The following is a 24,194-nucleotide window of genomic DNA, read 5'->3' as shown; positions in this document are numbered from 1 at the left end:
GTCAATTTTAAAAAGTTGATGGCATCGTATTTGCCAAAATGCGTGTTAAATTGGTGTGTTTTTAGCGTTTTTTCTGTTTGTTGCTCATCACATTTTGCACCGCCAAAGTTACCAAAGCAAGCAAAGCAAGTAGGCTTGACATGGCAAAAGCGGTGGTGAAAGCGTATTCGTTGTAGGCGATTTCAATCATCAGTGGCATGGTGTTGGTCTCGCCACGAATGTGTCCTGACACCACCGACACCGCTCCAAACTCGCCCATCGCACGAGCGTTGGTTAGGATAATGCCGTACAGCAGCGCCCATTTGATGTTTGGCAAAGTAACATGCCAAAACATCTGCCAACCGCTCGCCCCCAAAGTCAATGCCGCTTCTTCTTCGCTGTCGCCAATGGACTGCATGAGCGGAATGATTTCACGAGCGATGAATGGGAAAGTCACAAACAGCGTGGCAAGGACAATGCCTGTCGTGGCAAAGATGATTTTAATACCTAGGCTTTCAAAAAAACCACCGATGAGCGTGTTCGCCCCAAAAATCAGCACAAACATGAGACCCGCCACCACAGGCGACACAGCAAAGGGCAAGTCCAGCAAGGTGGTGATGATGAATTTTCCACGGAATTTGTGGCGTGTGATGAGATAGGCAAGGGCAATGCCAATGATGGTATTGATTGGCAAGACGATGGCAGTCGTGATGAGGGTGAGCTTGATGGCGTGCAGAGCATCAGGGTCGGTCAGTGCCGACACATACGCCGCCCAGCCTTCTCTTAGGGCTTCATAAAACACCGTGATGAGCGGAACAACGAGCATCACAACCATAAACGCCACCGCCAAAGCGATGAGCGTCCATTTGACCCAAAGCGGGTCTTTGGTCGCAGGGTGATTTTGATAGTCATAAGTCGATTGGGTTGCCATGATTGTTCCAAGTGATTGATTTTTATGATGATTTAAATGATTATCGAATATAATCGTAGGGTGCGCTGACGCACTTATAACTTCAGTGCCAAAATCTCGCCATCAAGCCCATCAAAGTCTTTGTATTCTTGATGAACAAAACCATTGTTGGTCAGTATTTTACGAGAAGGTAGGTTTTTTGGGTCAATAATGGCAAACAGCCGTGTTAATTGCTTTTGTTGCCCAGCAAATGCTATCAATTCTTTGGCAATTTTCCCTGCAATGCCCTTTCCCCAATATTCAGGCAGTAGCATATAGCCAAGTTCAGCTTCGGTGCTGTCCGATGCTTGAATTTCCAATTTTGCCAAACCAATAAACTCGCCATTTTCCTTACCCAGAATTTTAAAAATGCCAAAATCAGGGTGTATCTCATTCTTTTTTAATTTTTTTTCAAACTCTGTTTGAGCTTCTTGTAATGGAATGGCTCTTTCGGTAATCATCGCCATGACCTTTTCATCACCGACCAATCGGTAATAATCCGAAAAATCATTCTGGTTAAGTTTGGCAACTGTTAGGTTCATTATTTTCCTCGTTAAAAGTCTAACTACTTGATTTTTATAAATTTTGGTGCGTGGTACGCACCCTACCAAAAAAGATAAAAATTGCTGTTAATTAGTCTTTGCCCCAAGCCGTGCCGAGAGTTTCCATTGGGCAAAGTTGATGGCAAACAGCACCACAAGCGACACAAGGAGCATGAATAATGCCACGCAAGATGCCCCTGCCACATCAAATTGCTCCAATTTTGAGACGATGATGAGCGGTAGGATTTCTGACTGCATGGGAATGTTGCCTGCGATAAAAATCACCGAACCGTATTCGCCAGTGGCACGGGCAAACATCATGCCTGCACCGATGAGCATGGCAGGGGCAATCTCTGGCAAAATCACTTTCATAAAAGTCGTCAAACGACCTGCCCCCATCACGGCACTGGCTTCTTCAAATTCCACCGAAAGCTCGGCAAGCACAGGCTGTACGGCTCGTACGATGAACGGAAAGCTCACCACCACAAGAGCAAGCCAAATGCCAATCGGCGTAAAGGCGATTTTGATGGGTTCGCCAGTCAAAGCCACGCCCAATTTGGCAAACACTTCGCCAAACAAGCCGTTTGGGGCGTAAAGCGTGGCAAGGGCAATGCCTGTGACGGCGGTGGGTAGGGCAAAAGGCAAATCCACCAAAGCATTGATGAGCGATTTTCCCCAAAAATCATAACGAACCAGCACCCAAGCGATGAGCGTACCAAATACCAGATTGGTCAAAGTGGCAAGGGCAGCCATGGACAGTGATAATTTGATGGCGGCGAACACTTGCGGTTCTTTGATGGTGGTGATGATGTCATCCAAGCCCATTTGTAGAGTCGTCAAAATCATCATCACAAAGGGTAAAATCACCAGCAGTGACAAGGCAAATACGCTTACGCCCAAACTTAGGCGAAAAAAGGGCATGACTCGTCTTTGTTTGTTTTTGGGTAGGGTTTTGGTTTGGTTGGTCATGGTCGTGTATTTATAATCGTGTATTCATAAAGATTGTAGCGTATTCTAAAAGATTGACAAAAATATGCTATTGATAAAATAGAATATGCTTTTTCTTTTTTAGAATTTATAGGTTTGTCAATTTTATTTGCGATAAAATAACAAACCCACCCATGAAGGTGGATTTGCTGATATTTAGGCTGACATGGCAGGATTATTTGGCAGCCCCTTCGCCCGTCGCACCGACCGCCAATTTGTCATAAACACCGCCTTCTTTGAAGTAGGTTTCCATGATGGATTTCCAGTCGCCGAACACATCATTTGGGAAGAAGGTTTGCATGGCTGGGAATTTGTCTTGGTATTTGGCTAGGATGTCAGGGTTGCTTGGACGCAAGAAATATTTTACTGCCAATTCTTGACCTTCATCGCTGTACAGATAATTTAGGTATTCTTTGGCGATGTCAGCCGTGCCTTTTTTGGCAGCAACGGCATCCACGACCGCCACAGGGTTTTCGGCATTGACGGTGTAGCTTGGATAAACAATCTCGGTGCCTTTGAATTTTTCTTTGATGACATTGGCTTCGTTTTCAAAGGTAATCAGCACATCGCCCATTTGACGCTGAGCAAAAGTCGTGGTCGCCGCACGACCGCCGTTTTCAAAGACTTTGACATTGGCGATGAGATTTTTGATGAAGTCGTGCGTTTTGGCTTCGTCTTTATTAAAGCTGTGCAAGCCATAGCCATACGCCCCCAAGAATGCGTAGCGACCGTTGCCAGTGGTTTTTGGGTTGGCGATGATGATTTCATTGCCTTTGACTGCCAAGTCATTCCAGTCTTTGATGCCTTTTGGGTTGCCTTCACGCACCACGAACACGATGGTGCTGGTGAATGGAATGGCGTTGTTTGGGAAATTTTGTCGCCATTTGCCATCTACAAGCTGACTGTCGGCAAGCAATTCCACATCCGAGCCTTGGTTCATGGTAACGACATCGGCTTCCAGACCGTTTTTGACCGATAGGGCTTGCTTACTTGAACCGCCGTGTGACTGTTTGACATTGATGGTAACATCAGGATTGACGCTTTGATAATGCTTGATGAATAAAGGGTTGTAGTCTTTATAAAAATCTCGTGCCACATCATAAGAGACATTGAGCAGTTCTACCGAGCCACTGGCTTTGTTACCTGCTGCGGCATCTTGCTGGGTGTTTTGGGCTTTGTCGCCACCACAGGCGGTCAGGGCAAGGGCAGAGACAGTAAGTGCTAGAATTTTTGTTTTCATGATAATTACCTAAAATAATGAAAGGTTGGGCGTATTGTAAAATAAAATGTGCTAAATGCTTAGGGTTAAAATGGGAAATACTTATTCTTTTTTGGAATTTACAATGAGTAGTTTAGCCTTCCATAAAAAAGGACGAGATTTAACCGTCCTTTTTTTGACTGCAATCTTTGATGATATTTTTGCAACTTAGTCAGCCTGTAGATGGATGGGGCGATAGCGAAACCCAAAAAATTCAATGATTTACACCACAAATGCTGGGTTACGCTGTCGCTAACCTGAGCCTACGGGCTGCACCCCTAATTTTATATTTCATAATATCTTAAACATTCTCTAAAAAAAACTTGCTCTATATTGTCATTTAAAGAGAAATTATACCAATTATCAATCAGCCAATCTCTAATTTTATTTTCATCAACAACATCATCTGAAAAAATAAAATAAGGATTAACACCAGATTTGGATCCAGTAATTGCAATTAATCCAAACTTACCCAGCTCATTAGGTATTTCACAAAACATCATAACCACGTTTTCTTCAAAAGGATATTCGCTTTTAAATTTTAATAAAGCGCCTCGTGTAATATCATTATTATTGATGTCTATTAATCTCTTCCATTTCATATTACTTTACCTTTAAATCATGTTTACCTGAACGATCATGAGAATTGGGTACGGATTTTAGGTTATGCAAAAGACTTCACCTAAATGTTTACCTGTTTTCCCATCTATTTTTTCCCATCTGCCATGTTGAGTATCTAAGGAATATAAGTAACCACCGCCATCAGAATAAACCTCTCTGTTATTCATCCTGCTAATACGGTCATTCCGAGTTAACTTTAATTTAGCAGCTACAGACATGGCTTCACTTTTAATAATAGACACTCTTTCACCTGCCGGCAATCTAGATAGAGCCCGTAGGTTGGGTTGAGGAACGAAAACCAACAAATTCAATGAGTTGCACCATAAATGCTGGGTTACGCTGTCGTTAACCTGAGCCTACGGGATAAGCACTTCTTACCCTTGCCAAAAAAATAGTTTATCAAAAAGCGGCTGGCTTGACAAAGGTAATGTTAGGATTGTTCAAAAAGTAACTCGGCAATGATTAAAAACCGCCTACTATTTTGCATAAGCGGTTTTTAATCAATAAGGCGAAGGGTTGATTACAGGCTTTGATAGTATTTTTTGAGTACCGCCAATACTTCGGGACGGCTGAATGTCTCTGGGACATCCTCGCCTGCGGATAATGCCTTTCTAAGTGCTGTGCCTGAGATTTTGACATGCTGGCTTTCATCGTGGGGGCAGGTTTTGGTGCTTGCCATGCCACCACAGGCATGACAATAAAAAGTCCAGTCAATTTTTAGGGGCTTGGTAACTAAGGCATTATTGGGTAGGGTGTCAAAGATTTTTTGAGCATCGAACGCTCCATAATAGTCGCCCACGCCTGCATGATCTCGCCCCACCACCAAATGACTGCACCCATAATTTTGGCGAAATAGGGCGTGTAGCAGGGCTTCTTTTGGACCTGCATAGCGCATATCTAAGGGGTAGCCTGCCTGAATGACGGTGTCTTGTTTGAAATACTTGTCAATCAAGACGCCAATGGCTTCTTGACGCACATTGGCAGGAATGTCGCCTGCTTTTAATTTGCCAAGCAAAGAATGTACCAACACGCCATCACCGATTTCTAAGGCGATTTTGGCAAGGTATTCGTGTGAGCGGTGCATGGGGTTGCGGGTTTGGAAGGCGGAGATGGTTTTCCAGCCTTTTTGTTTAAAAATTTCACGAGTTTGAGCAGGGGTTTGGTAAATTTCTGGATACTCGGTGGGAAATTCGCCTTGACTAAATACCGCCACTTTGCCACCCAAATACACTTCGCCACTATTTAATACTTGTGCCACGCCCACATGGTTGGGGTCGGTCGTGCCAAAGGTGGATTGGCATTCGGCGTGTTTGTCAGGGGCGTAGATGTCGCTGATGGTAAGCGTTCCCATGATTTCGCCACCATCGTCATCGCTTGATACAAGGGCGACCGTATCGCCAACTTTTAGGGTGTCAGCGACTGCCTTGTCGGTGGAGAGCGTGATGGGAATGGGGAAAAATACGCCTTTATATTCGCCATCAACGCCGCCTTGTTTGAGCGTCATGTTTGCCACCACGCCTTCATAATCAGCCTGCCCCATAAAGCCGTCAAGTGGCGTAAAACCGCCAATGCCCAGCATGATAAGGTCGCCTCGCTCTCGGCTAGATAGCGTGATTTTGGGTAAATTTTCGGCAGTTTGTAGGGCGTTGGCAAGCTCATCGCCTGTCAATACAAGGGGTTTAAGGGTGGGACTGCCGTGCGGTGGCACAAGCTCTTCATAGATGTCTTGGTCGCTAAATGCAAGCTTGTTTTGGGCGGATAAGGTGTGAATGTTGCTCATAAAAAATCCTATTGGCTAAAAAGATGCTGATAGCCTAACGGTTTTTTTGGTAAATTTGCTATGCAATAGCTGCCTAAATTTATCGCCATATGGAATTTTTAAAATGGGTCGTGTGGCATTAAGATGGAGTGAGTTTGCCGATGCACCTTGTTGGCAAATCATGATATGAAACAAAAGGAGAAATCTTATGTCAAAAACCATCGTCACCGAAACCAACCTTGATAAGCACAATGCCGATTTATCAGGCAAATCACCCCAAGAAATCGTCTCATGGGCGCTGTCTATTGCCAAAAATCCCATCATCACCACCAATTTTCGCCCTTATGAGGCGGTGATTTTACACCTTGTCGCTCAAATTCGCCCAGACATCACCGTGTTGTTTGTCGATAGCGGCTACAATACGGAGGCGACCTACAAGCACGCCCAAAAGCTGATCAAGGATTTAAACTTAAATGTCATCACTTATATCCCTAGGCAGACTCGTGGTTATCGTGATGTGCTGTTTGGGGGTATTCCTGAGGTGGACAGCCCGTTGCATGAGGAATTTACCGAGCAGGTCAAATTGGAGCCATTTCGCCGTGCTTTGAGTGAGCTCAATCCTGATGTGTGGTTTACCGCCATTCGTAGCGAACAGACTGAATTTAGAAATAATTTAGATGTGCTAAGTCTTTCCAAAGATGGCGTATTGAAGGTCGCTCCGCTTTATCATCTAAAAAGCGAGGCGCTCAATGAGTATCTGGTCAATAATGGCTTGCCAAGCATTGCTACTTATGGCGAGCTGGATTATTTTGACCCCACCAAAGCCCTTGCCAACCGTGAATGCGGATTGCACACCCAGATTTGATATTTGGTAAAAAAACAAATCCACCAGATTGGTGGATTTTTGGTTGTTTTTATGTTTTTGCAGCTTTACGGTCCGTCAGTATGGATTACTGACATTTAAAATTCATCGTGTACTCGTAGTCGTCATCACGGCTAAGATCCACCGAGCCTGTGCCCAACACCTTGCCGACCACACCGATGCCTTGCTCGATCATGCGCCCTGCACGCTCGTCGATGACGCCATTATAAACCATCTCATCTTTGATGACGACTGGCGTGGCAAGTCCGCAGCGTTTTTGGGCGGTGGTGAGGGCGTTTTGCTTGGCGGCGACTTTGGTTTTGCCAAGACCTGTGGTCTCAAAAGTAGCGTCAGCACGAGCGATGACGGGTGATGTTGGCGTACTGGCACAGGCGGTCAAGATGAGTGCGCCTGCTGTCAGGGCGATGAGTTTTTTCATGATAATGTCCTTTATTTAAGTTTGAAAATTTTTATTTTAAATGCTGATTTGGCACTCAGTACCAATACACTCAGTACCAATAAATGCGCCAAAGATACCCAAGTATTATTTTTACCCAAGCACTCCCAAGCATTATTGTAAGCATCATTATATTGTAAGCATCATTATATCCAAATATCCAATAAAAACTGTCGTAGATTTGTGAACGCAGTTGCACATCTGTCATGCCTTACCTTATCAAGTTGGGCGTGCTTTATCCTTGGCTTGTCTTTGTTTGTTGGCACTACTTAAAAACCACTGGATAAAATTGCTCAAAAACTTCACCCAAAAATCCTGACAGCCCACAAAATGTGTTATAATACAAAAATTTCATTGTAAAATTATAAACTCATGAATCAAGAAACCGTCCTAATAGACGCACCCGCAGGCGTGCTGGAAGTAGAAATGATTTTGCAAGACGGCGAGCGCTCGGCACGAGATGATTTTGCCATCATTTGCCACCCCAATCCCACCCAAGGCGGCACGATGAATAATAAAGTAGTCAGCACGCTGTTTCGCTTTTGCCGAGATGCAGGCATGGATGTTTTTCGCTTTAATTTTCGTGGCGTGGGGCGATCGACAGGCAGTGTCGGCACAGGTCTGGGCGAGCTCGACGATGCTTTGACGGTGCTAAAATTTGCCCTGACGAAGACGAAGGCTCGGCGCTTGTGGCTTGGCGGTTTTTCATTTGGTGGCTACATCGCTGCCAAAGTCGCCCATCATTTACCAAGCGATGACAGCTTGGCACAGGTGCATCTGCGAAATCTTGCGCTCATTGCGCCATCGGTACAGCGGGCGGGCGCTGATGAGCTGACTTGGCAGACCGATCATGCATTCATGATCTATGGCGATCAAGATGAGCTGGTGCCGCCTGAGGCGATGGAACGCTTTGCCGAGCAAAATCATCTGCCTGCGACAGTGATTGAGACAGGGCATTTTTTTCATGGCAAGCTGGTCGAGCTAAGGCAGGCTTTGGAGCATCACACGCTGCTGTGATGGGCTGATGGAAAGCTGTTTGATAATTTAAGGTATAGATTTACACAAATCAACACATAAACTGACACATGAATTGAAAAAGGACAAACAATGAGCTTATCCCCTTTACAGCGCTATCAAGCGGCGCTGGCGACAGGAAATTTTAGTGAAGATCCTGTGCAGCTACAAGCGATGACTTATCTGGACAATCTGCACCATGAGATCATCAAAGCCAATGGCAGCGCCAAGCAGGGCTTTTTTGCCAGTCTGTTCAAGTCCAAGCCTGAGCCGCCAAAAGGGCTGTACATGTGGGGCGGCGTTGGGCGTGGCAAGACTTGGATGATGGACATGTTTTATGAAAGTCTGCCCATCGAGCGAAAAATGCGTATGCACTTTCATCATTTCATGCAGCGTGTGCAGTCTGAGTTGGTGAAATTACAAGGGCAGGTCAATCCACTACAAAAAGTCGCCGACATCATTCATGCCGAGGCGATCGTCATTTGTTTTGATGAATTTTTTGTGTCAAATGTGTCGGATGCGATGATTTTGGGCGATCTTTTCACCATGCTGTTTGATCGTGGCATCACTTTGGTGGCGACTTCTAACATTGAGCCATCAGGTCTGTATAAAAACGGTATTCATCGTGATCGCTTTTTGCCTGCCATCGCTCAGGTCGAAAAATACACCACCGTCATGAACATCGACATCGGCGTGGATTATCGTTTGCGACTATTGAAGCAAGCCAAACTGTACAGCTACCCGCTGTCGGATGAGACGGCAGGCTGGCTGTCGGAGCGCTTTGATACGCTGGCGGCAGGGCAGACGGTGACGACGGCGCCGATCACGGTGGGTGGACGGCAGATTGAGATCATCAAGCGCACCGAGACGATGCTTTTGGCAGATTTTCGAGCGCTGTGTATGCAGCCTCGTTCGGCGGCAGACTTTATTGAGATTGCCAATGATTTTGACACCGTGATGGTGGATAATGTGCCTGCTTTGACCGACACGCTGATGGATCCGGTGCGCCGATTTATTTATTTGGTCGATGAGTTTTATGACCGCCGTGTCAAGCTGCTTGTGCGTGCTGAGCAGTCGATTTTGGAGCTGTATCAGGGCGAAAAGCTTGCCTTTGAGATCGAGCGGACTCGCTCTCGCCTGCTTGAAATGCAATCAGAAGACTATCTGGCAGAGCAGCACCGTGTGGAATGAATTAGCATATAACTCATTGAAAATTAAGGATAAATTATGAAAAATCCCGTGCTTGATATCATTCATCAGCGCCGCAGTATCGGCAAATTGGTCTTACCCATGCCAAATCAAGACGAGCTGGATGCGGTGCTAAACGCCGCCATGGTCGCCCCTGATCATAAGCAGCTCAAACCTTGGCGTTTTACCGTGCTGACCGATGAGGCGCTGACGGCGTTTGGTCAGGTGCTACTAGCAGCAGCAGAGGCAAAAAGTGACGGCGTGCTTGATGAACCGACTCGCCAAAAACTGCTGAACATGCCGCAGCGTGCGCCGATGATTATTACGGTCGCCACCGACATCAAGGAACACGAAAAAGTGCCGCCATTTGAGCAGCTGCTCAGTGCTGGTGCTGCCATTCAAAATATGCTTCTTGCCTTTGAATCGTTGGGCTATCACACGGTGTGGCGAACAGGTCCTTTGTGCAATGCGCCAGAGGTCAAGACTTACTTTGAAGTGGCGGATAAAGACACGGTGTGCGGCTTTGTCTATGTGGGTTCAAGCGACATCAAGATGCCGTGCCGTGATGAGCAGGATTTGGGTGATTTTGTGACTTACCGCCACCGTTGATTCTGCCTTGAATAACGCTTGGCTAAACCACCAATGAACCCCAATTAACCAAAAAGCCATCGAATTAAAAAAGCTATGTATAAGGCTCATTTATGAAATTACCTAAGCCGATCAACAACCCAAAAGTCAAAAAAATCGTCGATGTTGCCAGCAGCGGCATTGATGATGCGGTCAATGCCATCAAAGATGCTGGTGAGAACAAATCCATCATCGCCAGCATTGCCGAGCTGACAGGGCTTAAAAAGAAAAAGATCGACCCTGCGACTTTGGGGCTGGACGCTGAAAGCGCCGCCAGTGACACTCCCTTAAAACTGGTGTTTTTGGGTGGCGGTAGTTTTGGTACGGCGATGGCGAACATGGCAGCAAAAAACGGCTGTGATGCGACATTGTGGGTGCGTGATAGGGCGACTGTCAAGGCGATGAAAAAAACTCGCATCAATAAAAAGTACCTGCCCAACCACAAGCTTGATGACACTTTAAAATTCAGCCATGACCTAAAATCTGCCGTCCAAGGCAAGGACATCATCTTTGTGGCGGTGCCAAGCTCGGCGTTTCGTGAGCTGCTTGTCCAGATCAGACCGCTGATTACCCATCAGGCGGTAGTGTCATTGACCAAAGGCATGGAAAAAGATACTTTTGCCTTGATGAGCGACATCATTACCCAAGAGTTGCCACAGGTGAATTTTGGGGTGATGAGCGGACCAAATCTGGCGGTGGAAATCATGGATAATATGCCGTCTGCCACCGTCATCGCATCGCCATCTGAGCCGCTGCGTATAGCCGTCCAAGAAGCGCTGCACAGTGCGTTTTTTCGGGTGTTTTCATCAGATGATGTCAAAGGTGTGGAGCTGGGCGGCGCCTTAAAAAACATCTATGCCATCGCCATGGGCATGGCAGCAGCTTACGATGTGGGCGATAACACCAAAGCCATGCTACTGACTCGCGCTTTGGCGGAGATGAGCCGATTTGGTGTGGCAGCAGGGGCAAATCCTTTGACTTTCTTGGGTTTGTCTGGCGTGGGCGATCTATATGCCACCTGTAATTCGGTGCTAAGCCGTAATTATCGCATTGGCAATATGCTTGGCAAAGGTATGAGTCTGGATAATGCCATCAAAAAACTCGGACAGACTGCCGAAGGGGTCAATACCATCTTGCAGGTGCATGAACGAGCCAAAGCACTGGGTGTGTATATGCCAATCACGCACGCACTTCATGCGGTGCTGTACGAAAATAAAGCACCGCTTGGCGTGGCATTAAACCTGATGGAAACTGGGTTTCGTAGTGATGTGGAATTCGTCTTGCCTAATGATGAGAGCCACGCACGCCTAAGCCAAGAGTTTGATGAAGTATTGCAGGCGAGCAAAACCGCCAAGCCAAAATCTGACGATACTTTGGATAAGGAATGAGCGTGATGAAATTAATTTTTATCAGACATGGTCAAGCAGCCCCATATTGCGAAGATGATGCAGGGCGTGATTTGACCGAATTTGGGCGAAAGCAGGCTGCTCAGACGGCTCACTTTTTATGTCAGCACACCCAAGATTTTCCCATTGATGCGATCATCGCAAGCCCTTATCATCGTGCCGACCAAACCGCCAAAATCCTACAAGACACTTTGGTGGCTGTCGGGCAACATCCAGCATTCATCACCATCAGCAGCATCACGCCTGATGACGATCCTGTGGTGGGTCTTGATGACATTGATTGTGCCATTCGTCACAAATTCGGTGCGGATACGGACGATTTGACCGTTGCGATCGTCTGCCACATGCCGATTGTCGCTCGTATGACGGCGATTTTAGAGGGTTTGTCGCCAGCATCGTTTGAGTTGGCAGAATGCCGAGTGTTGCAGACGAGCGTCATCAGCGAAGGCTTGGCAACGCAGACCGCACACTTTATCCCAACACAGCCTTAAAGTGGATTTTTATCCCAAATTTGCCAAATCTTGCTAAGATTTACCAAAAAGCCTTGCATATTTTAAATATTTAAGTATAATAAGGGCTTGGCTTCATCGGTAGCTTCGCAACTGTGTACTATGAACCCCGCCAGGACCGGAAGGTAGCAACGGTAGTAGATACAAAGTGTGCCGAAGATGTGCTGATGAAGTCATTTTTTTGCCTTTTAAAATCATAAGTCATTGATTTTATTATTGTTTTTTATTTTTCTATGATTTTTTGGCGTTTTGGCGTAAAATAGAGCAGATTTTTTTAAAGTTTCATCATTTAGTGATTAAAAAGGTAAAGTATGACGACCATCGACCCAAAACTTGCACAAAAACAAGCCGCCGCCAAAGCCGCCCTAAGCCACATTGAAGATGGCATGATTTTGGGCGTGGGTACGGGCAGTACGGTAAATTGCTTGATTGAGCTGTTGCCACAGGTCAATCTTAAGGGGGCGGTTTCGTCATCAAAAGTTACCGAAGATCAGTTGCGTGCGCTTGGCATTGAGATTTATGATTTGAACAGTGTGGGCGAGCTTGATTTGTACATTGATGGGGCGGATGAGATTGATGGCTTGGGCAACATGATCAAAGGCGGTGGCGGGGCATTGACTCGTGAAAAGATTGTCGCTGCTGCGTCCAAGTCGTTTGTTTGTATGGTAGATGAATCAAAAATCGTTAAAAAATTAGGCAAATTTCCTGTGGCGGTTGAAGTATTGCCACAGGCTCGCTCGTATGTGGCTCGTGAGCTGGTCAAATTGGGTGGCGAGCCTGTGTATCGTGAAGGTTTTGTGACCGATTATGGCAACATCATTTTGGATACTTACGACCTAGACATCAGCGATGCTAAGGCATTAGAAGAGCAGCTGAACAACATCGTGGGTGTGGTGTGTAATGGTATTTTTGCTCATCAGTCAGCAACCATCATGCTAAAAGCCAGTGATGCTGGCGTGGAAACAGTGAAATTTTAAATCATTGTGCCATTAAAATTGTGCCATTAAAAAGGCGTGCCAATCGGTGCGCCTTTTTTGGTTTGTCAAATTTAATTAACATAATCCATATGGTAGATGCTAAATGTTAAACACCTTTGGAAAAATCTTGTTATAACAACCGAATCGATAAAGTCGTGTAGGGTGGGTTAAACCCACCGTTTTAATTGCAAGCCATTGAATTTGTTTAATTTTTTAATGATATCAACCTATGGCATCTACGACATCACATTATTTTGTGTTAACCTTTTTGATGATAAATCATCGATCAAGCCAATCATCGATCCAAATCTCGCTCTGAGCGTGGCATATAATACACAAAGAAACTCAAAAATATCACCAATACGCCAACCGCTGCCAAATACAAGGCGGGCGCAAACGAGAAATAAAAACTGGCATAGCCGAGTAAAAATGGCAAAATACCACCGATGAGCGCACTGGCGATGTTGTAGCAGATGCCGATGCCTGTCATGCGCACCTTGGCGGGAAATAGCCGTGTCATCACCGATGGTAGGGCGCCGATCAGACCATTGGACAGCCCAAGTAAAGCAAAGCAAAGTAAAATCAGCTCGCCGCCATTTTGTAGGTGGTGGAAAAATATCGCCACTTGTAAAATCAAAAACGCCCCACCAAAAGTCATCACACGACCTGCGCCAAATCTGTCTGTCAAATAGCCAAACATCACCGAGCCTAGCACCAAAAAGATAAGACCGATGATGCTACCAAAAAACAGATATTCGCTTGAAATCAGATAGTTTTCTGCCAAAATCGGCGTCATCAGCACAGGCAGATACATCGACAAGCTTGCGATGATGAGTGAAATCATAAAAGCGATGACAAGCGCAAACTTATGATGCTTGATGATGGACTGCAAGATGTCGATGAGGCTGGCAGGGCGAAACGACATTTCTTTGGAGGGGGTGTATGCAGGCGTTGGGCTGTGCTGCTCTTCTAGGCTGACGCTGTCCACATACGAGTCCAGATGGCTGCTGGATTTGGCAATGTTTTCAAAAATGGCGGTCTCGGAGAGATTTTTTAGCAGTAAAGATGAGACGAGGCTTAAAATGCCGCTGACGAAAAACAAGATTCGCCAGCCGTAGCTGAGCATCTGTGATGAGGTCAGTGTCTCTTGCAGAAAGCTGATGGCGCTGATGACCGCCAAAAAAGACAGCACGCTACTTGCGCAAATGATGCCGCAGCCCAGACCGATGTTCTTGATGGGTAGATGCTCAACGACATAAGTCCAAGCGGATGGCAGTGCGCCGCCGATGGCAATGCCTTGACCAAATCGAGCAATGACCAAAAGCAGCGGCGCGATGATGCCAATGTGCTGATAAGTGGGCAAAAATGCCACCACAAAAGTAAATATCATCGTGCCAAGCATACTAAGCATGAAAGCAGGCTTTCTGCCGTAAGTGTCGCCATATTTACCAAACAACAGCCCGCCCAGCGGTCTTGCCAGATAGCCAGTCGCCAGCAAAAAGAAAGTCTGCAAAAACTGCACCCAGACATCCGCACGATCGCCAAAGAATACCAATGAAAAAAGATCGGCAAGATAGACGAATAAAATAAAGTCAAAAAACGCCATCGCTGAGCATAGTGCTGTGATGGCAAGAATATAAAAGTGCTTGGTGCCAAGCTGTTCGGTCGTGTTTAGTTGCATGAGTCACTCAGGGCTTAGGTTTAAAGCGACATGTTGGTCTTTGTTGGACTTTGATGACGGTGAGCCTAAATGCGGTTTGGTAAGATGGATTTGGTTTGCGATTATACCAAAAATTAGTAAGATTGGCTTAAATATTTATCTATTTGTTGAATTATTGTCAAAAATAATTTAAAAGTGCTTTGTTTGGCGATATTTGCTCATGGCGACATCAGCACAAGCCATCACAGCAGCCAGTCTATGGGCATGAGACTCATCACCGCAACCCCTGCACGATGCCTGATTTTCATGTTTGGCTCGCTTTTGTGAATGGTGTATTTGCCATGTTCTAGCGTGTGCCATTCTAGGGTGTTTTGTTTGGTGAGTACGACTTTGTAGGCTTGGTTTAAAATTCTTTGGCTGTGTAGAGCGCCGTGCAGCTGCTGAGCAAGCCTGCCGTCATGGATGATGACGCCAAGCTCGGTGTTGAGATTGGCGGAGCGTGGATCGATGTTGTATGAGCCGATGAATACCTGAGCGTCATCCACAGCGAAAGCTTTGGCGTGCAGGCTGGTGGTGCTGGTCTGCTTGCTGCGCCAAAGTTTGTTGTCATCAATGCTGATGGCGGTGGATTTTAGCTCATACAAATTCACCCCAGCATCCAGCAGGTCATGTCGCCAATGCCCATAGCCTGCGTGTACCGCACCGACATCGGTGGCGTCATAAGAGTTGGTCAAAATACTGACCGCAACACCGCTTTTGGCAAGTCGCCTAAGCGTGCGCACGCCTTCTTTGGTGGGTACGAAATAGGACGAAATGATGCTAAGCTTTTGCATGGGGCGTCCTAGCCGTGCCTGCAATAGGCTGACCAAGTGCGCATCGAGTGCAGCGTCGTTGCTAAGCTTTTTGGCATCATCCGCCAAAAATTCAATCATCGCCCAGCGAAAAGGCACACGCTTATTGATCAGATCTTCGCCGATGGTCGAGCTTGCAAGCGCTTGTCGATAGGTGCGTAGCGCTCGCACTTGCTCATTGCTTGACACGGTGCTGGGTGGCTCGTCAAGCAGCTCGCTTAAAGTCTTAGGTGTGGGCTTGGCGAGTGTCTCGATGTCGTAGCTGGTGGGGGATGACCAGTATTGTTCAAAGCTTGTCGTCACATCATCGACCACAGCACCGATGAGCAGCACATCCATGTCGGAAAAATTGTTGTGCTTGGCGTTATTTAGATACTCATTGCCGATGTTGCGCCCACCGATGATGCTTAGGCGATTGTCAAAGGTCATGCTTTTGTTGTGCATTCGGCGGTTGATTCTGGTAGGCTCAGTCAAAAAGCTTGCTGAGCGAAATTTCCGATGAGAGAAGGGGTTTGACAGCCGTACAGCGACATTTGGGTGCTTGGCAAAGGCGAGTAAAAGCTCGTCAAGCTTAGGCGAGCCATTAAAATCATCAAGCAGCAGCCGCACCATCACCCCACGCTCAGCCGCCTCCCACAAGTCGTGAATCATCATACGACCCGCCTCGTCATTGTGCCAAATGTAGTACTGTATGTCGATGGTCGTCGTCGCCATGTCCGTCAGGACGCTGCGTGCGGCAAAGGCATTCGCCCCTGTTGCGATCGGATAGTAGCCTGACGCATGACGATGGTGGGCGATTTGCTCATCGATGGCTTGATCTAGGGCGTCTGGCGCTATGTCTATGGGCTTTTGTCGATTTACCTTGACCTGCTCGGTGATGAGCTGACTTTTTGGTAGATGAGCGATGTCAGGCAGACTTTGACAAGCCGTCAGTGCGCTCAGCATGAGTAAGGCAGAAGGTAAGCGAAAACAAGGCATGAGCTTAAATATTTTTTAAATTTTTCTTAATTTTAAAGGTTTTGAATTTAAGGTTGTTGATGCTAAATTGATGATTTTTGCACATGGTCATCTGGCAGCATGGAAATTCACATGACCCATGCCGCCAGTTTGTGACATCAAGCACAAAGCAGCTCATCAATGAGATCGCCCAGTTTATCAAGCAAAAGATCTGTATCAGCGTCGCTAAGATTGAGCGCGGGCAAAAGACGAATGACATTACCACCTGTGACATTGATGATGAGCTGATATTTATCCCTTGCCAAATCCACCAAACGGCTGCAGTCTGTACCCTCTGGCATGACAACGCCAATCATCATGCCAAGCCCACGCATGCTCACGCCACGCTCGCCAAAACGCTCAAGCATGGTACGCTTGATGGTTTCGCCTTGCTTTTTGGCGTTGTCCAGCACTTCTTGGGTTAATGCGTCATACACCGCACAGACAATGCGGCTGCCAAATGGCGTACCACCATAAGTCGAGCCATGCGAGCCATAGCCAAACAGACCTTCGGCACGCCCTGCGACCATACACGCCCCCACAGGAAAGCCATTGCCCAAGCCTTTGGCGGTGGTCAGCACATCAGGGCGGACATCGCTGTGCTGATAAGCAAAATATTTGCCCGTGCGTCCGTTGCCTGTTTGCACTTCATCAAGCATGAATAGCCAGTCGTTGTCATCGCAAATGTTTGCTAAGGCTTTTAAATAGTCTGCTGGTGGCGTATGCAAACCGCCTTCACCTTGAATTGGCTCAACGAATACCGCACAGATGTCTGCGTCACCGCTGAGTGCTTGCACGGCGGCGGCATCGCCAAACGGCACTCGGATAAAATCGTCATCCAAGGTAAAAAAACCTTCTCGTGCTTTTGGGTTGGCGGTGGCGGTTACGGTAAGTAGAGTGCGTCCATGAAAAGCGTTGTCCATCACGATGACTTTTGGACGACGCTTGCCTTGTTTATGTGCATAAAATCTTGCCAATTTTAAGGCGCACTCGTTCGCTTCTGCGCCAGAGTTGCCAAAAAATACCTGCGACATGCCTGCTTTTTGGCACAAAATTTCGCCAGCTTTTTCTTGCCAATCAACCCCAAAAAGATTGCTTGTGTGAATGAGCGTCTCGGCTTGGTCTTTCATGGCGGCGGTCACAGCAGGGTGACAATGCCCAAGTCCACACACCGCAATGCCTGTCAGTGCATCCAGATAAGCTGTGCCTTTGTCGTCATATAAATAAGCGCCTTCGCCACGCACAAAGCTGATGGGCTGACGGGCATAAGTTGGCATCAAATAGCTCATGAGCGATTCCTATTTTCAAATACGAATAATTTTAATCTTTACTTAAAGCGTCTGTCGCCGTCATCTCATCGCTAAATGGCGACTGATCACTGGCGATTTTGTAGTTTTCCGATGCCCATTCGCCAAGATCGATGAGTTGGCAGCGTTTGGAACAAAAGGGTTTTGTTGGGCTGTCATGCCATGCACTGGGTTTTTTGCAGGTGGGGCAAGGGTAGGTTAGAACTTTGGTCATTGAGTACTTTTGCTTAATAATTTGTCGCTTTATTGTATCATAAAGTGCTGTTTTGTTATGGTTTGTGATGAAATTTATTTGAATTTTTGAAAAATAAAGCATGACATGGACGAAAAAGCAAGCTATAATCATGGGCGAACATGGATGGCTCTGTATTTAAAGTTTAAATACTGTTTAGATATATTTCAAAAAATGAACAAATTGCGGCAAAAGGTGCTAAGTCTTGCCGTGTTGATTGTGATATCTTTTAGAATATTTGGTCATTTAGGTTTGCTTATTTTTCGAAATGCACACAATACAGATGCGCCATGCTCATCACCATGAGCGGTGTTCAAATGTGTTCTTTTGGCATCAAGGAGATGAAAAGAACAGGGATTTGGGCGCCTTAGTCATCACAATGTTAAGGAGTATGTATTGTGAGTGATGCAATCGAAGATTCTGTTGCGGGCAATGGTACGCTTAGTGATTTGGGCGGTAAAAGCTATGCCGAGCTACACAAGCCAAGCTCAAGCTTTGCCACACGCAGCGAATACCTAAACCACGAATTACAAATCATGCAGCCAAAACGCTGGCGTGTGAACCTACCTTTTCGTGATTATCGTTTTGAATTCGAAGACACCATTCCTGCGCTGGCTGCCACCATTGGCAAGATTGTCATGGTCGGGGCGATGGCGGCGGCATTCGCAGCGCCATTGGGACTGTCCGATGCTTTCGTCCTTGAAAATGTGCGCTATGAGATGCTGATTGCGGCATTTTTTGTGCTGATTTTGTCTGGCTTTCTTTTACCAACTTCCAATCTGCCTGGTACGCACGGTCCGCTGGTGCCGCTGATTCCCATCGTGGTGGCGGCAGGTGGGCATCCGCTTGCCTTTGGTGTTTTGATGGGGGTTTTTGGCATCATCTTAGCTCTGTGCAAGGGCGGTAGTCTGATGGCACGCCTGACCAGTAATGGTGTGGCAGGGGGCTTGCTTTTATATCTGGGCTTTGTTGGGACGATCGGTCAGGTGAAAGCGATGATCGCTTGGGCGGAAGGGATTGGCTTGCCGCACATTGCCTTCATCATCATTGTGGCGACCATCGTCATGTATGCGCTGCTTGAACATTGGCAAAAGCGTTGGCTGGCGGTGCCGATCGGCTGTACTTTGGCAGGCGTGCTTGCCTTCATGCTGGGTGCGCCGTTTGAGTTTAAGACAGGTCCTGGCTTGCCACCGCTCAACCCAATGTACTGGTGGGGCGAAGACACGGGCTGGACTTTGGGCTTGCCTGATCTAAAAGCCTACATCGTGGCATTCCCTTTTGCGGTGCTGGCGGTGGCGATGTGGTCGCCTGACTTTTTGGGTCATCAAGTTTTCCAAAAAATCAGCTATCCGCCACGCTCTGAGCGCACCTATATGAACATTGATGACACGATGGTCGGCTGCTCGGTGCGTCAAGTGGTAGGCTCAGCGCTGGGCGGGGCGAACTTCACTTCATCATGGGGTACTTATGTCGTGCCAGCAGCCATCGCCAAGCGTCCGATTCCTGCGGGGGCGATTTTGACGGCTGTTTTTTGTATCGTCGTGGCGCTGTGGGGCTATCCGATGGATCTGGCGGTGTGGCAGCCTGTGCTTTCAACGGCGCTGATCGTGGCGGTATTTGTGCCGCTGCTTGAAGCGGGCATGGAGATGACTCGTAAGGGTAAAACCACCCAGTCTGCCGCCATCGTCGTGTTTGCGTCGGCGCTTGTCAATCCTGTCTTTGGCTGGTCACTGACCATGCTTTTGGATAACTTAGGTCTGATCGGCGATAAAGAGCGCAGCCGCTCTTTGGGGTTGTCGGGTCGTGTGATGATTCCGCTTGTCGGCTTCGTCATCTTGTGTCTGGCGATGGGTGCGGTGGGTATGTTCCCTGGTATTCCAGCGTTTTTACCACAATTTCGTGTTTGATTGACAGCCTTGATCGCAGGGCTTTGCAAAAACCGCTCATAATTTGGGCGGTTTTTTTAGTACGGCTTAACAGCATGAACAATAAGTTTTGAAAAATCATAAAAAATGTGCATAAATGCTTGAAATTTTTATGAATATTGATATAATTTCACCCTAATTTTTCATCAGATTTCACCAAAAGGGGCTAACATGGCAGCACACGGCGAACAGACCACATTTAATATGCGCGTTGATAAGAACTTGGTTGAGCAGTTTAAGCAAGCGGCGCGCGACAATAATCGCACAGCAAGCCAGCTATTGCGTGATTGTATGATTGAATATGTCAAAAAGAATCGTCAAGGCGATATGTTTAAGCGTTAATTTTAAAGTCTAGACATCAATAAAAAAGCACCTTTTTTTGGGTGCTTTTTGTTTGGCGTTATTGCCACGCTTCTTTGATCCAGTCGCTTGGCAAGACATGGCGATACCATTTGCCACCACCACCTGCGATGGCATCTGGCGGGTTGATTTCGCCATGAAAAATGATGATTTTGGCGTCTTTGGGTTTGACGGGTGGCTTAAAATATGCCATAGGAATCTTTTGTAGGCAGTGATATTTGTAGCTGACACACCAAGATGGATCCCAGTACTCCAAATGATGATGCTCTCGCAGATAGTTGGATAAAAATGCCTGCTCATGACGAACTTCTGAGCGGATTTTTTCAAAATTATTCTCAAAATAAGACAGCAGGTTTGGATGGGTATTTTGTCCCACCTTAAAGCGATAAACAGAGCTGTTACCCACCATTCGCCACGGTTTTTTCCAATCACGAATGATCATCACGCTGTCGTCATGCTGTGCCTGATGGGTGAAAAAGCAGTCAATGTTATCCACGATGACAATGTCGATGTCTAAAAACAGCGCCGTGCCTTTTAAGCCGTACAAATCTGGCTTGAAAGTCGTCAGTTTTTTCCAGCCACGCTCAGGAATGTTGCTTGGCAAATTCAGCTCTGGAATCGGATAGCACTGCACTTCTGGGCGAATCCCTGCGGGGTCATCGGTCAGACAGACGAAAGTAAAAGGCAGGGTGAGATTGCGCTCGACCATGTTGTATAAACGATTGACATACTCAGCGCCGTATTTTGTGCCCCACTTCATGCAGATGATGTAGTTGGTATCGGTTGTACTCATGCCATGTCCTTATTCTGTGTGGCGTGATAAGAAAGCACTTGTGTGTGCAGCTCGCTCTCATCGAGCAGGTAGGGATTGTCGCCAAATGGCGTGAACTTAAAACGGCGATAACCCCACATATAATGAGTAAAATGCGCCTCAATCATGCCTTGCATGGCGTGATTTAGTGCGGTCGTCGCCACTTGGATGTCTTTGTCGTACAAAGCGGCATCATTCAAGTCATGGCAAAACACCTCAAAGCCATCGCCATCATCACAGCGTATGCAGCTAAGCCCTACCAGAGCGCAGCCTGTTTTTTGGGCAAGCTTGGATGCAAGTGTGCTGGTCAATGTCGGTATGCCAAAAAAAGGCACAACCACACCCCCTGAGAGATCAGGGACATGATCAGGCAAAATGATGCTAAACCCGCCTTGTTTGAGTGTTTTAAAGATGGCCTTCACGCCAGTGCTGTCGGTAGGGACGAGTGTGGCGTTCAGTCTTTGACGACCTTCTAAGATGAATTCATTCATGATCTTAGATTTGACAGGCTTGTACATGATGACAGGCTCGCCAAATTGATTGAGCCATGCGTTCATCATCTCCCAAGTGCCGATGTGTGGCACGATGGCAAGCATGCCATTGGGATTGCTCAAGCCTTGTTGTAAAATCTTTAAACCATGCACGCTTTTGATTTGCCTTATGGACCAGCTTGGCGGCATTGCCCAGCATTTTAGGCTATCGACGCTGCTGATGAGCTGATTGGCTAATGCCTGCTCTGCTAGGTGCGCTCGCTGATCATCAGACAAAGTGGGACGCACGATCGCAAGATTTTTGCGTATGCTGCGATAGATGCTGGCATGATTCATGCGTGCAAATGATGCGCCAATCCGTGCCACCATGCGAAGTAGCGGCAGTGGCACGAATTTTATCATCTTAATCATGAAAAAGAGCCTGATTATTGCGCTTTTTCTTTCTCACGGATGCGCAAGCCCAATTCACGCAGCTGCTTGTTGTCCACAGCAGCAGGGGCTTGGGTCAGCGGACATTCTGCTGTCTTGGTTTTTGGGAAAGCAATCACATCACGGATTGATGATGAACCAGTCATTAGCATGATCAGGCGGTCAAGACCGAATGCCAAGCCACCGTGCGGCGGCGCACCGTATTTTAGTGCGTTTAGTAGGAAGCTGAATTTCTCTTCGGCTTCTTCTTCGCCGATGCCAAGCGCTTCAAAAATGGCTTTTTGCATTTCTAGCGTGTAGATACGCAATGAACCGCCACCGATTTCTGTGCCGTTTAGTACCATGTCATAGGCGACAGACAAGGCCTCACCTGGATTGGATTTGACTTCTTCGACACTTGACTTTGGTAGGGTGAATGGGTGATGCACAGAAGTCCATTTACCATCGTCTGTTTCTTCAAACATTGGGAAATCAACCACCCACAGCGGCGCCCATTCTGATGTCAATAGATTTAGATCATGACCAAGCTTGACACGCAGTGCGCCCATCGCATCATTGACGACTTTGGCTTTGTCCGCACCAAAGAAAATGATGTCGCCAGACTGAGCGCCAGTACGCTTGATAAGCTCCGCCAACACTTCATCAGTCATGTTTTTGATGATGGGTGATTGTAAGCCTGATTCTTTATCAACGCCGTTGTTGATGTTGCTTGCGTCATTAACCTTGATGTAGGCAAGACCTTTGGCGCCGTAGATACCAACGAATTTGGTGTAGTCGTCGATTTGCTTGCGGCTGATTTCTGCACCATTTGGCACACGCAGGGCGACCACACGACCTTTCGGGTCTTGGGCTGGTGCTGAGAATACTTTAAATTCCACATTCTGCATGATGTCAGCGACATCCACAAGCTTTAATGGAATGCGCAAATCTGGTTTGTCAGACGCATAATCACGCATGGCTTCGCTATATGGCATACGGATAAATTTGTCAAACTTCACGCCCAAAAGCTCATCAAACAGCTTAACAGTCATGCCTTCCATCAAGTCCATGATGTCGTTGTCATCTAGGAATGATGTTTCGATGTCGATTTGGGTGAATTCTGGCTGACGGTCGGCACGCAAGTCTTCATCACGGAAACACTTAGCGATTTGGTAGTAACGGTCGATACCACCCACCATCAGTAGCTGTTTGAATAGCTGTGGCGACTGCGGCAGGGCATAAAACTCGCCATTAGACACACGGCTTGGTACCAGATAGTCCCTTGCGCCTTCTGGGGTGGCACGGGTTAGGATTGGGGTCTCTACATCCAAAAAGCCGTTGTCGTCTAGGTAGTTACGAATTAGATTGGTAACTTTTGAGCGAAAACGCAGACGCTCTTGCATCTCTGGACGACGAATGTCCAAGAAACGGTATTTTAGGCGCAGCTCTTCTGAGACGGTCACATTGTCATCGTTTAGCGGAAATGGCGGAGTTTCTGCTTTGGCAAGCAGTTCGATTTCCTTGCCCAACAGCTCAACTTGACCGCTGGTCATGTTGTTGTTTTCTGTCCCTGCGTAGCGACGACGCACACGACCTGTGATTTTTAGTAGGTATTCAGAGCGGGCAGAATCTGCCGTTGCAAAGGCTTCTGGGGTGTCTGGATCGATGACGACTTGTAGCAGACCTTCACGGTCACGCATGTCTAGGAAAATCACGCCGCCATGGTCTCGTCTGCGGTGCACCCAGCCTGCGATGGTAACGGTTTGGTCGATAAGCTCTTCGGTCACAAGACCACAATAATGACTACGCATCATAAGTTCATTGCCTTAAAATAAAATAATACCGCTTTTTGAAGTTTCTTGGTGAATCCCAAAAAGGCGATTTTTTAAAATGATTAAAATAACTTTGAGATTGTAGCAAAATTGCGCTTAAATGTTAATTAAAATTTCATAAAATTTTGTGAAAATTACAAAAAATCTTTTTGTGGGTCTTAAAATGGATCTTAAATTCGGCAAAGC

The 24,194-nt window shown here is 46.8% G+C and carries 24 protein-coding genes and 1 other RNA gene; 10 read left to right on the top strand and 15 right to left on the bottom strand.

The window, feature by feature from the left end:
• Positions 1-61: 61 nt before the first annotated feature.
• From cysW to sat, 7 genes are all read right to left on the bottom strand, one after another.
• Entirely contained in the window at positions 62-910 is an 849-nt protein-coding gene (gene cysW / locus LU290_RS06280) for a sulfate ABC transporter permease subunit CysW (protein ID WP_277807764.1), read from the bottom strand.
• Between the two features lie 74 nt (positions 911-984).
• Positions 985-1,470, bottom strand: a complete 486-nt coding sequence (locus LU290_RS06275) for a GNAT family N-acetyltransferase (protein WP_277807763.1) — start codon at positions 1,468-1,470, stop codon at positions 985-987.
• An 87-nt stretch (positions 1,471-1,557) separates the two neighbouring features.
• Positions 1,558-2,439 carry a sulfate ABC transporter permease subunit CysT gene (gene cysT, locus LU290_RS06270; RefSeq protein ID WP_277807762.1) on the bottom strand — a complete coding sequence of 294 codons (882 nt, stop codon included), beginning with the start codon at positions 2,437-2,439 and terminating at the stop codon, positions 1,558-1,560.
• Positions 2,440-2,632: 193 nt separating this feature from the next.
• A complete protein-coding gene (locus LU290_RS06265) occupies positions 2,633-3,697 on the bottom strand; it encodes a sulfate ABC transporter substrate-binding protein (RefSeq protein ID WP_277807761.1) in 1,065 nt (354 codons plus the stop codon).
• A gap of 302 nt (positions 3,698-3,999) precedes the next feature.
• Positions 4,000-4,317, bottom strand: coding sequence for a hypothetical protein (locus LU290_RS06260; protein ID WP_277807760.1), 318 nt, complete (start codon positions 4,315-4,317; stop codon positions 4,000-4,002).
• 57 nt (positions 4,318-4,374) lie between these two features.
• Positions 4,375-4,578 carry a hypothetical protein gene (locus LU290_RS06255; protein WP_277807759.1) on the bottom strand — a complete coding sequence of 68 codons (204 nt, stop codon included), beginning with the start codon at positions 4,576-4,578 and terminating at the stop codon, positions 4,375-4,377.
• A 278-nt stretch (positions 4,579-4,856) separates the two neighbouring features.
• Positions 4,857-6,116, bottom strand: coding sequence for a sulfate adenylyltransferase (gene sat, locus LU290_RS06250; RefSeq protein WP_277807758.1), 1,260 nt, complete (start codon positions 6,114-6,116; stop codon positions 4,857-4,859).
• A 187-nt stretch (positions 6,117-6,303) separates the two neighbouring features.
• Here sat and LU290_RS06245 point away from each other — a divergent pair, with 187 nt between their 5' ends.
• On the top strand, positions 6,304-6,960 hold the full coding sequence (locus tag LU290_RS06245) for a phosphoadenosine phosphosulfate reductase domain-containing protein (protein WP_277807757.1): 657 nt from the start codon (positions 6,304-6,306) through the stop codon (positions 6,958-6,960).
• An 85-nt stretch (positions 6,961-7,045) separates the two neighbouring features.
• On the opposite strand, the gene LU290_RS06240 is transcribed toward LU290_RS06245, so the two are convergent.
• Positions 7,046-7,396, bottom strand: a complete 351-nt coding sequence (locus LU290_RS06240; RefSeq protein ID WP_277807756.1) for a hypothetical protein — start codon at positions 7,394-7,396, stop codon at positions 7,046-7,048.
• 390 nt (positions 7,397-7,786) lie between these two features.
• On the opposite strand from LU290_RS06240, the gene LU290_RS06235 reads away from it, so the two are divergent.
• From LU290_RS06235 to rpiA, 7 genes are all read left to right on the top strand, one after another.
• On the top strand, positions 7,787-8,431 hold the full coding sequence (locus LU290_RS06235; RefSeq protein WP_277807755.1) for an alpha/beta hydrolase: 645 nt from the start codon (positions 7,787-7,789) through the stop codon (positions 8,429-8,431).
• Positions 8,432-8,521: 90 nt separating this feature from the next.
• A complete protein-coding gene (zapE, locus tag LU290_RS06230) occupies positions 8,522-9,619 on the top strand; it encodes a cell division protein ZapE (protein ID WP_277807754.1) in 1,098 nt (365 codons plus the stop codon).
• Between the two features lie 36 nt (positions 9,620-9,655).
• Complete coding sequence (locus LU290_RS06225) at positions 9,656-10,225, top strand: nitroreductase family protein (protein WP_277807753.1); 570 nt, start codon at positions 9,656-9,658, stop codon at positions 10,223-10,225.
• Positions 10,226-10,317: 92 nt separating this feature from the next.
• A complete protein-coding gene (locus tag LU290_RS06220) occupies positions 10,318-11,631 on the top strand; it encodes an NAD(P)H-dependent glycerol-3-phosphate dehydrogenase (protein ID WP_277807752.1) in 1,314 nt (437 codons plus the stop codon).
• Positions 11,632-11,636: 5 nt separating this feature from the next.
• On the top strand, positions 11,637-12,140 hold the full coding sequence (locus LU290_RS06215; protein ID WP_277807751.1) for a SixA phosphatase family protein: 504 nt from the start codon (positions 11,637-11,639) through the stop codon (positions 12,138-12,140).
• A gap of 94 nt (positions 12,141-12,234) precedes the next feature.
• An RNA gene (gene ffs / locus LU290_RS06210) (signal recognition particle sRNA small type) lies at positions 12,235-12,331 on the top strand.
• Positions 12,332-12,469: 138 nt separating this feature from the next.
• Positions 12,470-13,135 carry a ribose-5-phosphate isomerase RpiA gene (gene rpiA / locus LU290_RS06205; protein ID WP_277807750.1) on the top strand — a complete coding sequence of 222 codons (666 nt, stop codon included), beginning with the start codon at positions 12,470-12,472 and terminating at the stop codon, positions 13,133-13,135.
• A gap of 295 nt (positions 13,136-13,430) precedes the next feature.
• Here the strand turns inward: rpiA and LU290_RS06200 are convergent, their stop codons facing one another.
• From LU290_RS06200 to LU290_RS06185, 4 genes are all read right to left on the bottom strand, one after another.
• The gene (locus LU290_RS06200) at positions 13,431-14,816 is read right to left on the bottom strand and encodes an MFS transporter (RefSeq protein WP_277807749.1); all 1,386 of its coding nucleotides are present in this window, start codon (positions 14,814-14,816) and stop codon (positions 13,431-13,433) included.
• Positions 14,817-15,037: 221 nt separating this feature from the next.
• Positions 15,038-16,624, bottom strand: a complete 1,587-nt coding sequence (locus LU290_RS06195; protein ID WP_277807748.1) for a phospholipase D-like domain-containing protein — start codon at positions 16,622-16,624, stop codon at positions 15,038-15,040.
• Between the two features lie 137 nt (positions 16,625-16,761).
• The gene (locus tag LU290_RS06190) at positions 16,762-17,931 is read right to left on the bottom strand and encodes an aspartate aminotransferase family protein (protein ID WP_277807747.1); all 1,170 of its coding nucleotides are present in this window, start codon (positions 17,929-17,931) and stop codon (positions 16,762-16,764) included.
• 31 nt (positions 17,932-17,962) lie between these two features.
• Positions 17,963-18,163, bottom strand: a complete 201-nt coding sequence (locus tag LU290_RS06185) for a DNA gyrase inhibitor YacG (RefSeq protein WP_277807746.1) — start codon at positions 18,161-18,163, stop codon at positions 17,963-17,965.
• A gap of 428 nt (positions 18,164-18,591) precedes the next feature.
• Between LU290_RS06185 and LU290_RS06180 the strand changes: the two genes are divergently transcribed.
• Positions 18,592-20,088 (top strand): DUF3360 family protein, encoded by a 1,497-nt coding sequence (locus tag LU290_RS06180; protein ID WP_306417095.1) that lies wholly within the window; start codon positions 18,592-18,594, stop codon positions 20,086-20,088.
• A gap of 189 nt (positions 20,089-20,277) precedes the next feature.
• Positions 20,278-20,448, top strand: coding sequence for a hypothetical protein (locus LU290_RS06175; protein ID WP_277807744.1), 171 nt, complete (start codon positions 20,278-20,280; stop codon positions 20,446-20,448).
• A gap of 58 nt (positions 20,449-20,506) precedes the next feature.
• Here LU290_RS06175 and LU290_RS06170 read toward each other — a convergent pair whose 3' ends face one another.
• Genes LU290_RS06170 through aspS form a run of 3 tightly spaced genes read right to left on the bottom strand, consistent with a single transcriptional unit; the run spans position 20,507 to position 23,990 of the window.
• Positions 20,507-21,259, bottom strand: a complete 753-nt coding sequence (locus tag LU290_RS06170) for a glycosyltransferase (protein ID WP_277807743.1) — start codon at positions 21,257-21,259, stop codon at positions 20,507-20,509.
• Positions 21,256-22,179 carry a lysophospholipid acyltransferase family protein gene (locus LU290_RS06165; protein WP_277807742.1) on the bottom strand — a complete coding sequence of 308 codons (924 nt, stop codon included), beginning with the start codon at positions 22,177-22,179 and terminating at the stop codon, positions 21,256-21,258. Before LU290_RS06165 ends, LU290_RS06170 begins: the two co-directional genes overlap by 4 nt.
• A gap of 14 nt (positions 22,180-22,193) precedes the next feature.
• Positions 22,194-23,990, bottom strand: coding sequence for an aspartate--tRNA ligase (gene aspS, locus LU290_RS06160; protein WP_277807741.1), 1,797 nt, complete (start codon positions 23,988-23,990; stop codon positions 22,194-22,196).
• Positions 23,991-24,194: the final 204 nt, after the last annotated feature.

It is taken from the genome of Moraxella nasibovis (assembly GCF_029581575.1).
Classification (GTDB): Bacteria; Pseudomonadota; Gammaproteobacteria; order Pseudomonadales; family Moraxellaceae; genus Moraxella; species Moraxella nasibovis.
This window is presented reverse-complemented; position numbering and strand designations above follow the sequence as displayed.